The 9,485-nt window shown below is 67.8% G+C and carries 5 protein-coding genes; 2 read left to right on the plus strand and 3 right to left on the minus strand.

Annotation, left to right across the window (positions count from 1 at the left end; translation table 11 throughout):
• Positions 1 to 101: 101 nt before the first annotated feature.
• Both QMX81_RS19435 and QMX81_RS19440 read right to left on the minus strand, forming a co-directional pair.
• Positions 102 to 1,670, minus strand: coding sequence for a Na+/H+ antiporter (locus QMX81_RS19435; protein WP_282263935.1), 1,569 nt, complete (start codon positions 1,668 to 1,670; stop codon positions 102 to 104).
• A gap of 131 nt (positions 1,671 to 1,801) precedes the next feature.
• Positions 1,802 to 2,611, minus strand: a complete 810-nt coding sequence (locus QMX81_RS19440) for a class III extradiol ring-cleavage dioxygenase (protein ID WP_152153021.1) — start codon at positions 2,609 to 2,611, stop codon at positions 1,802 to 1,804.
• 99 nt (positions 2,612 to 2,710) lie between these two features.
• On the opposite strand from QMX81_RS19440, the gene QMX81_RS19445 reads away from it, so the two are divergent.
• On the plus strand, positions 2,711 to 3,595 hold the full coding sequence (locus tag QMX81_RS19445; RefSeq protein WP_121042429.1) for a LysR family transcriptional regulator: 885 nt from the start codon (positions 2,711 to 2,713) through the stop codon (positions 3,593 to 3,595).
• Positions 3,596 to 3,627: 32 nt separating this feature from the next.
• Here the strand turns inward: QMX81_RS19445 and QMX81_RS19450 are convergent, their stop codons facing one another.
• Complete coding sequence (locus QMX81_RS19450) at positions 3,628 to 6,576, minus strand: EAL domain-containing protein (protein WP_282263938.1); 2,949 nt, start codon at positions 6,574 to 6,576, stop codon at positions 3,628 to 3,630.
• Positions 6,577 to 6,881: 305 nt separating this feature from the next.
• Here QMX81_RS19450 and QMX81_RS19455 point away from each other — a divergent pair, with 305 nt between their 5' ends.
• The gene (locus tag QMX81_RS19455) at positions 6,882 to 9,002 is read left to right on the plus strand and encodes a M13 family metallopeptidase (protein ID WP_282263940.1); all 2,121 of its coding nucleotides are present in this window, start codon (positions 6,882 to 6,884) and stop codon (positions 9,000 to 9,002) included.
• Positions 9,003 to 9,485 lie beyond the last annotated feature (483 nt).

A 9,485-nucleotide genomic window follows, 5' to 3' on the forward strand; every position in this document is an offset into this window, starting at 1 on the left:
GAGCCACCCCATGGGTGGCTGCCCTTCGTCCCGGACGCGTGGGTTCCAGTGGGTCCGCGCAGCCACCCATGGGGTGGCTCCACCCGTGGCACGGTGCGGCCTCAATCGCGTTGCCGCGTCTCCAGCAGATCCAGATTGCGGATCAGCCTGCGCGAGATCTCATCGGAGATCTTGCCGCGCCGGGTCAGGCGGAACAGCTCTTCGCGCTCGGCGGTGAGCCCGGCGGTGCGCAGCTGGCGGTAGCCCTGCTCCATCCGCTTCACCTTGTCCGGATCGGCATCCGGCCCGGCGTCCTTCTCCAGGTTGCGCTGGTACAGCAGGCTCACCCGTGAGGCGGCGTCGTTGTAGAGCTGCACGTTCTCGGTGGTCTGGTTCTGCACCAGCTGCTGGCGCGTGCGCTCCACACCGGCCAGCGCGGCCTTGGCGGCGAGCTTGCGGGCAAGATCCTCTTCCTTGCGTTCGCCCGAATCGGCCGGCAGTTCCAGCCCTTTGAGCAGGCGGGGCAGCGCGATGCTGGCGCCGACCAGCGAGATCAGGATCACCGCCGCGGCCAGGGTGATCGCACCGCGCACACCCGCCACCGAGGTGGCCACCACGATCCGCCAGGACGTGCCCTGCCGCGCCTCGCCACGATGGCGCGCGCGCAGCAGGCTCCAGCGCAGCGACAGCCACACCCAGGCCAGGCGCAGCAGTACCAGCGCCAGATTGATCACCACCACGTAGACCAGCAGCCACCACGCACTGTGATGCCCGCTTTCGCTGACCGTCTTGATCGCGCGCTCCACGATGCCCGGCAGCTGCTCGCCGAGCAGCACGAACATGATGCCGTTGAAGCTGAACTGCAGCATGTTCCACACGGCCGCGCGCTGCACGCGCATGCTGCCGGACACGCGGCCGCTCAGTTCCACATAGCTCATCGTGATGCCCGCAGCGACCGCCGAGAGGATGCCCGAGGCGTTGAACTCTTCGGCCAGCAGGTAGGCCGCGAAGGGAATCAACAGGTTGACCAGCAGCGCCGCGCCCGGCTCCTCGCCGAAGCGCCGCCACAGCCAGCGCTGGAAGGTGGACACGCCCAGCGTCACCGCGACACCGATCGCCAGCCCGGCCACGGCCACCCACAGGAACGTCAGCGAGGCGGTCGCCAGCGAGAACGAGCCGGTCATCACCGCCGCCACGGCGAAGCGGAAGCAGACCAGGCCGGAGGCATCGTTGAGCAACGACTCGCCTTCCAGGATGTGCATCAGCCGTTTGGGGATCGGCGCGCGCGAGGCGATCGAACTGACCGCCACCGGGTCCGTCGGCGAGATGATCGCGGCCAGCGCGAACGCCACCGCCAGCGGCATCACCGGGATCATCCAATGGATCAGGAAGCCGGCCCCGATCACGGTGAACACCACCAACCCGAAGGCCAGCTCCAGGATCACGCCTTTATCGCGGAACAGGCCCTGCTTGGGGATGCGCCAGCCATCCAGGAACAGCAGCGGCGGCAGGAACAGCAGGAAGAACATCTCCGGCTCCAGCGCGTGGCCGCGGTTGAACACCCCGGCTATGACCGCGCCCAGCCCGATCTGCACCAGCGGCAGCGGCAGCGACAACGGCAATACGCGGACCAGGTAGCCGCTGGCGACCACCGCCACCAGCATCGCCAGGACGACTTCAATGGTATGCATGCATTTTCCAGTAAGCAGCGCGGGGGAGGCTGCAGGCAGCCGGCGCCGGAAACAGGAAAAAACGTACCACACGTGCGCCGCCACGCGAATGCGCGGGGCGCGCCAGGCTCAGTTCGCGGACAGCACGGCACTCATGCGGCGCGCTGCTGCGCGTCGGCGCCGTCGAAGCGATAGATGTCCATCGCCAGGAAGCCGGCATCAATCCCGGCATCGATACGCTGCGCGCCGAGCGCATCGCCACCGGCCGCGCCCATCGCGACGTGCAGCGGTTGCAGGTGCTCGTCGCTCGGGTGCGCCTGCACGGCGTACGGGGCCTGACGGCGATAGTCCAGCAAGGCGGCACTGTCATCGGCCTGCAGGCGCTGTTCCACCCACTCGATGAAGGGCCGCACATACGGCGCTTCCTTGCCGTCCGGGTAGCTGCGCCAATCGTGCAGGTTGTGGGTGATGCTGCCTGAGCCGATCAACAGCACGCCCTGCTCGCGCAGCGGTGCCAGCGCGCGGCCCAGTGCGAACTGATGGGCCGGCCCGAGCAGGGGCTGGATCGCCAGCGGTACGACCGGGATGTCCGCCTGCGGGTACAGAAAGCGCAGCGGCACCCAGGCACCGTGGTCGAGACCGCGCTGCGGGTCGATCGCGGTCGGCAGGCCGGCCGCGGTCAGCCGCTGCGCGATCTCCTGCGCCAACGCGGGGTCGCCCGGCGCCGGGTACTGCAGATCGAACAGCGCCTGCGGAAAACCGCCGAAATCATGGAGGGTCGGCGGCTGGGCATGCCCGCCCACCGCCGGCTGATGGGTCAGCCAGTGCGCCGAGGCCATCACGATCGCGCGCGGACGCGGCAGGCGCGCCGCCAGGGCCGCCAGGCGCTCGCCGACCAGACCGGGGTTGAGCGCGGTCATCGGCGAGCCGTGGGAGATATACAGGGAGGGCAAGCGGGACATCACGGACTCCAATAGCGCGACGACGGCCCTGAGCTTATTGCGCGCAGCCTTACCAATAAATACGATGTATCGACGCTGTTTATTTCGGAAATAGAAACAATGGACACTCTGGATGCCATGCGTGTGTTTGTCGCCGTGGTCGAGCGCAACGGCTTCAGTGCCGCCGCGCAGGCCCTGGACCTGTCCACCGCGGGAGTGACCCGGCAGATCGCCGCGCTGGAAAAGCGCCTCTCGACCCGGCTGCTCAACCGTACAACCCGCCGCGTGAGCCCGACGAGCACGGGCGCGGCCTATTACGCCGAGTGCGTGCGGCTGCTGGCCGAGTTCGATGCGCTGGAGGCCGGCATCAGCGCGCAGGCCCTGGAGCCCTCGGGGCGGCTGCGCATCAACGCGCCGGTCAGCTATGGCATCGCCCGGTTGGGCCCGCTGCTGGCCGGCTACCGCGCGCGCTACCCGCAGGTGGAGCTGGACCTGTCGCTGTCCGACCGCCTGGTGGACATGGTCGAAGAAGGCTACGACGTGGCGATCCGCATCACCCGCCAGCCCAGCCCGGCACTGATCGCCCGCAAGCTGGCCGACGCGCAGATCAGCCTGTGCGCGGCGCCGGCATATCTGGACGCGCATGGCCGGCCGCAGCAACCCGAAGATCTCGCCGCGCACGAGTGCCTGCAGTACAGCTACTGGGGCGGCGGGGATGCGTGGCAGCTGCAGGGGCCACGCGGGGAGGTCTCCGTGCCGGTACGTGGCGGTGTGCGTGCCAACAACGGCGATGTGCTGCGCGAGGCCGCGATCGCCGGGATGGGCATCATCGTGCAGCCGGATTTCCTGGTCGCCGACGCGCTCGCCGACGGGCGGCTGGAGCGCGTCCTGCCGGAGTGGACGGTGCCGGGCATCGGCATCCATGCGGTATACACCAGCCGCAGCCATCTGGCGCCGAAGGTGCGCAGCTTCATCGACTACCTGGTGGAAGCTCTGGGCGGATGATGCGTGGCGGCGGCCGGGCAACGCCCGGCGCACTACGCCTCCACCGCCTCCAACTGCGCGATGACGTTGGCCAGCGGCATCGGGCGGCCGAGCAGATAGCCCTGCACCTGGTCACAGCCGTGCGCAGCCAGCCACTGGTGCTGCCCGGGGGTCTCCACGCCTTCGGCGATGATGGTCAGGCCCATGCTGTGCCCCAGTGACAGCAGTGCACGGCAGATCGAGGCATTACGCGGATTGGTTTCCACGTCGGCCACGAAGCTGCGGTCGATCTTGAGGATGTCCAGTGGCAGGTGCTGCAGGTAGGACATATTGGAATAGCCGGTACCGAAGTCGTCCAGCGAGATGCAGATGCCCTGCTCGTGCAGCCGCTGCATGGTCTGCTTGGCCTGGCCGGGTTTGCGCATCAGGCTGCTCTCGGTCAGCTCGACCTGCAGCGCACCGCGGGCCAGCCCGTATTCCTGGCTGGCGCGGGTGAACTCGGCCACCAGGTCGCTGTTGAAGAACTGCACCGCCGAGACATTCACCGCGATCGGCAGGTCCCAGCCGGCATCGACCAGTTGCCGCTGTGCCTGCGCGGCGGCGCGGATCACCCAGCGGCCCAGCGCCAGGATCAGGCCGGTGTCTTCGCACAGCTGGATGAACTCACCCGGTGGAATGAAACTGCCGTCGGCCTGCGGCCAGCGCAGCAGGGCTTCCAGCGCGGCTGGACTGCTGTCGCCTGCGTGGCAGATCGGCTGGTAATACAGCTCGAACTCGGTGTCGATCGCGCTGTGGATGCGCCCGGCCAGGCGCAGGCGTTCGGACAAGCGTGAACTCACCGTCGCGTCATACCAAGCGATCACGTTGCCTTCGTCGCGCGCCGCATGCGCGGCCTGCGCGGCCATGCCGATCACCTGCTCGGCGGTGCTGGTGTCGGTGTCGGCCTTGACCGCCACGCCAATACGCGGCTCGAACTGATGCAGCCAGTCCTGCCCGCGCACCGGCTCGGAGACGGTCTGCACCAGCGTATCCAGCGCAGTCTGGCGTTGATGGTCGTCGCGGATGGCGAAGATGAAATCCTCGGCCGGCTGGAAGGCCAGCAGCCCATAGCGCACGCCGAGCCCGCCCAGGCGCTTGGCCATCGCCTGCAGCACTACGTCGCCGACCTCCCGGCCGAGCGTATCGGCGACCAGCTGCAGGCCACGGAACTGCACGTAGGCAATGGTGTACGCCCCGCCCTCCTCGTCCAGCTGCGCGGCCAGCGCACGCGTATTGAGCAGGCCGGTCGCCGGGTTGTGGGTGGCGTGATACGCCAGATCGCGCTCGTAGGCCAACCGCTCGCTGACATCCTCGGCCAGCACCAGGCAGGCCTGGCGCCCGTCGAAATCCAGCCGGGCCAGATGCGCGCGGACCTCGAACACGGTGCCGTCCTTGCGCTGGTGCAGGCGCACCTGCGCATCCTGCACGTCGCCGATGCGGGCCTGTGCAATCGCCCCGCGGATCTCCTCCCAGCCTTCGCGCGGGCGGATATCCAGGATGCTCATCGCCAGGAATTCATCGCGGCTGTAGCCGTACTGGCGCACCGCCGCTTCGTTGACTTCCAGGAAGCGCAGCGTGTCCGGATCGAACACCCAGAACGGCGCCGGGTTGCGGTCGAACAGCAGCCGGAACTGCCGCTCGGCCTGCTGCACCCTGGCCAGCGCATCGACCCGCTCGCTGACATCGGTCAATGCACCGATCATGCGGCGCTCACGGTCCACCACCGCCACCCGCTGGCCACGCGCGGACACCCAGCGGATCGCGCCCCCCGGCAACACCAGGCGGAACATTTCATCGAGCACGCCGCTGCCGGCAAACGCGGCGTCGAAGGCCTGCTGCATGCGTACGGTATCTTCGTGGTGCACGCGTGCGAAGAAATCGGCGACCGGCAGGCTCTCGATGTCGATGCCGAAAATCTCGCGCGCCAGCGGTGACCAGCGCAGCAGGCAGGCATCCTCATCCACGTACCAGGTGCAGACCTTGCCGACCTGGTGCGCCATGCGCAGTTCGGCATGGCCGGTGCGCAGCTCCTCGCTCAGCGTGTCCTGATCGCGGGTGGCACGGCGCAGGCTCACATACACCGCGCCGAACAGCGCCCAGTACAGCAGGTAGACGCCGATCGAGGCCTGCACATACGGCCACCATGCTGCCAGCACATCGCGCCGGCCCAACCCGGCGTAGACCGCCAGCGGGTACTGCGCCAGCGTGCTGAGGCTGGAAATCCGCTCGATGCCATCGACCGCGCTGATCTCGGTCCCCAGTGGGGTCAACGCGTCCCGGCGCAGCAGCTCGCGCTTGGCCAGGCCGAAACGACGCCCCACCACCCCGGCCGGGTCCGGACTGCGCGCCAGCACATAGCCATGCGGGTCGGTGATGGAGATCACGCCGGCATCGCCGGTGTCCATACCGCCGATGATCGACTGCAGTTCGGCCGTGCGCAGCCGCGCCAGCAGCCAGCGGTCGCCGCCCATGGGCAGCGCCAGCGGCAGGATCCACTGCGCGGCATCCAGCGCTTGGGGCGGGCCGAGGAACACCTGGCTGCCGTGGCCGCGGTTGTCATCCACCGCCCATAACGGCAGCTGCAGGTCGCCACTGCCACTGGTCAGGGCGCGCCCGTACTGGTCGACCACCACGATGCTGTGCAGTTCTGCATGCCGCTGCAGGGCGCCGGCGATGCTGGCATCGAGCAGATCGGGAGCCTGCGCCGGCACGCGCTGGAACAGCAGCGCACCATCCCGGGAAATGCCCTGCATCACCCGCTCCAGATTGCGCAGCTCCAGCCGCAGCAGGCGCTGGGCGCCGGTCGCCAGGGCCGAACTCTGGCGCTGCGCGGCTTCCTGTCGGCGCTGGCCATCATTGACCAGTGTCGCCACCAGCCCGGCAGCCAGCAGCGCGCCCAGGGAAACCCCCAGCCACACGAACGTCCGCAGTGGCCGCGCCAGGGCACGGTTCAACGCGGGCATCGCAACCCTTTTCCCGAACGACAGGCTGACTTCATCTGTACACGCTTCCTGGTTTCCCCAAACCTGAGCGGCCGCTGCCCGGGATTCTTGACGCCATGATCGTCACGCGGGCGCCGACGGGCGCGCGCGGAATCCGTGCCGTACCAGCATGCACGAGCACGCGCAGGACGGGAAGCACCACAATAGGCCGTTCACCTCGGTGAATCCGGGGACGGGCAGATCCGGTACCCGATGCCGCCGAAGCCGGCATAACCGTGCGCCCGGGACAGGATTAGACTTGGATGTTTCCGTTGCAGAGAAGCTCAATGTCCAAGCTGCGCCGCCCCACCCTGATGCTCGCCATTGCCGCCAGCCTGTCGCTGAGCCTGGCCGCCTGTGACCGCCAGGCGACTGCGCCGGCCGCGGCCGCGCCCGACGCCGCTCCGGCCGAACCGGCCGCGCCCAAGCCGCAGCTCGGCAGTTTCGGCTTCGACGCCACCGGCATGGACCGCAGCATCGCCGCCGGCGATGACTTCTTCGGCTTCGCCAACGGCACCTGGGTCAAGAACACCGAGATCCCGGCCGACCGTTCCAGCTACGGCAGCTTCAACGTCATTTCCGAAAAGACCCTGGCCGACACCCGCGCGATCCTCGAAGGCGCCGCGGCCGATACCAAGGCCGAGGGCGAGACCAAGCTGATCGGCGATTACTACGCCGCCTTCATGGACGAGACCGGCATCGAGTCACGCGGTGCCGCCCCGGTCAAGCCAGCGCTGGACGCCATCGCGGGCATCGGCGACAAGGCCGCGCTGGCCACCGCGCTGGGCGGCACCCTGCGCGCCGATGTGGACCTGCTCAACGCCACCAACTTCTACACCGACCGCCTGTTCGGCGTGTGGGTCTCGGTGGATCTGCTGCAGCCGGACCGCACCGCGCCCTACCTGGTGCAGGGCGGCCTGGGCCTGCCGGACCGCGACTTCTACCTGCAGGGCGGCCGCATGGCCGAGATCCGCAAGCAGTACCAGGCGTATATCGCCCAGGTGCTGCAACTGGCCGGCGTCGCCGATCCGGCGGCCAAGGCGCAGCGCATCCTCGCGCTGGAGACCAAGATCGCCCAGGCCCACGCCACCCAGGAAGACACCAACGACGTCGCCAAGGGCGCCAACGCCTGGAAGCAGGCCGACCTGAGCGCCAAGGCGCCGGGCATGGACTGGAGCGCCTTCCTGGCCTCGGCCGGCCTGGACGCCCAGCAGGACTTCATCGTGTGGCAGCCCAAGGCCGTGGCCGGCATTTCGCGCCTGGTCGCGACCGAGCCGCTGGAAGTCTGGAAGGACTACCTCGCCTTCCATGCTTTGGACCGCGCCGCCCCGTACCTGCCCAAGTCGTTCGCCGATGCGCGCTTCGCCTTCCACGGCACCACGCTCAACGGCACCCCCCAGCAGAGCGAACGCTGGAAGCGTGCGGTGGATGACAGCAACCATGCCGTCGGTGAAGCGATCGGCAAGCTGTACGTCGAGCGTCATTTCGACCCGGCCACCAAGGCCCGTGCGGACGAGATGGCCAAGAACATCATTGCCGCCTTCGCCAAGCGCATCGATGCGCTGGCGTGGATGTCGCCGCAGACCAAGGCGCGTGCCAAGGCCAAGGTCGACGGCCTGACGGTGGGCATGGGCTACCCGGACAAGTGGCGCGATTACACGGGCCTGGAGATCAAGCGCGATGACGCGCTGGGCAATGCCGAGCGTGCAGAGCTGTTCGAGTACCGTCGCAACATCGCCAAGCTGGGCAAGCCGGTGGACCACAGCGAGTGGGCGATGCTGCCGCAGACCATCAATGCGATGAACGTGCCGCTGGAAAACCGCCTGGTGTTCCCCGCCGCGATCCTGCAGCCGCCGTTCTTCGACGGTGCGGCCGATGATGCGGTGAACTACGGTGCGATCGGTGCGGTGATCGGCCATGAGATCAGCCACGGCTTCGACAACGCCGGTGCGCTGTTCGATGAGACGGGCAAGCTGCAGAACTGGTGGACGGCGGAAGATCTGAAGAAGTTCAACGCGGCCGGCGATGCGCTGGCGGCGCAGTTCAGCAGCTACAGTCCGTTCCCCGGGGTGTCGGTGAATGGTCGTTTGACGCTGGGCGAGAACATTGCGGACGTGGCGGGTCTGTCGACGGCCTACGACGCGTATCAGTTGTCGTTGCAGGGCAAGCCGGGCCAGACGCTGGAGGGCTTTACGCCGGATCAGCGGTTCTTCCTGGGCTTTGCGCAGGCGTGGCGCAGCAAGGCGCGCGAGCAGGCGTTGCGTAATTCGCTGTTGACGAATGTGCATGCGCCGGGGCAGTTCCGTGCGTTGACGGTGCGCAATCTGGATGCGTGGTATCCGGCCTTCGAGGTGAAGGAAGGCCAGAAGCTGTATCTGGCGCCGGAGAAGCGGGTCAAGGTGTGGTGAGGCTTTTCATCGCGCTTTGCTGAGATGAAAGAACGGGCGCTTCGGCGCCCGTTTTTTTTGCTGTAGAGCTACAGAGCTACAGAGCTGCAGAGCTGCAGAGCTGGAGCAGAGCCACGGCTGGGGTTTGCGTTTGCGCTGGTTTGGGCGGGCATGGGTGGGGTGTCGGGACCCGCTGCAAGTCCCGCTCCGCGGCCCGGCCCAGCCGCTGGCGGCTGTGCGTTCAGTCGCATGCGAGGCAGTGCCACGCAAGCAATGCGCCTTCACCCAAATAAGCTCGTATGCCGCCATCCCACCCATGTCCACCCTTTGACAGTGGGCTGGTGCGCAAGGGGAAGAGCAGGCGCGGGCTCTGCGGCTCCGACAGTGATGGTGTCGGCTTTGCTCTGTGGCTTTGCTCTGTGGCTTTGCTCTGTGGCTTTGCTCTGTGGCTTTGCTCTGTGGCTTTGCTCTGTGGCTTTGCTCTGTGGCTTTGCTCTGTGGCTT

It is taken from the genome of Stenotrophomonas sp. PS02301 (genome assembly GCF_029959485.1).
GTDB lineage: Bacteria > Pseudomonadota > Gammaproteobacteria > Xanthomonadales > Xanthomonadaceae > Stenotrophomonas > Stenotrophomonas maltophilia_Z.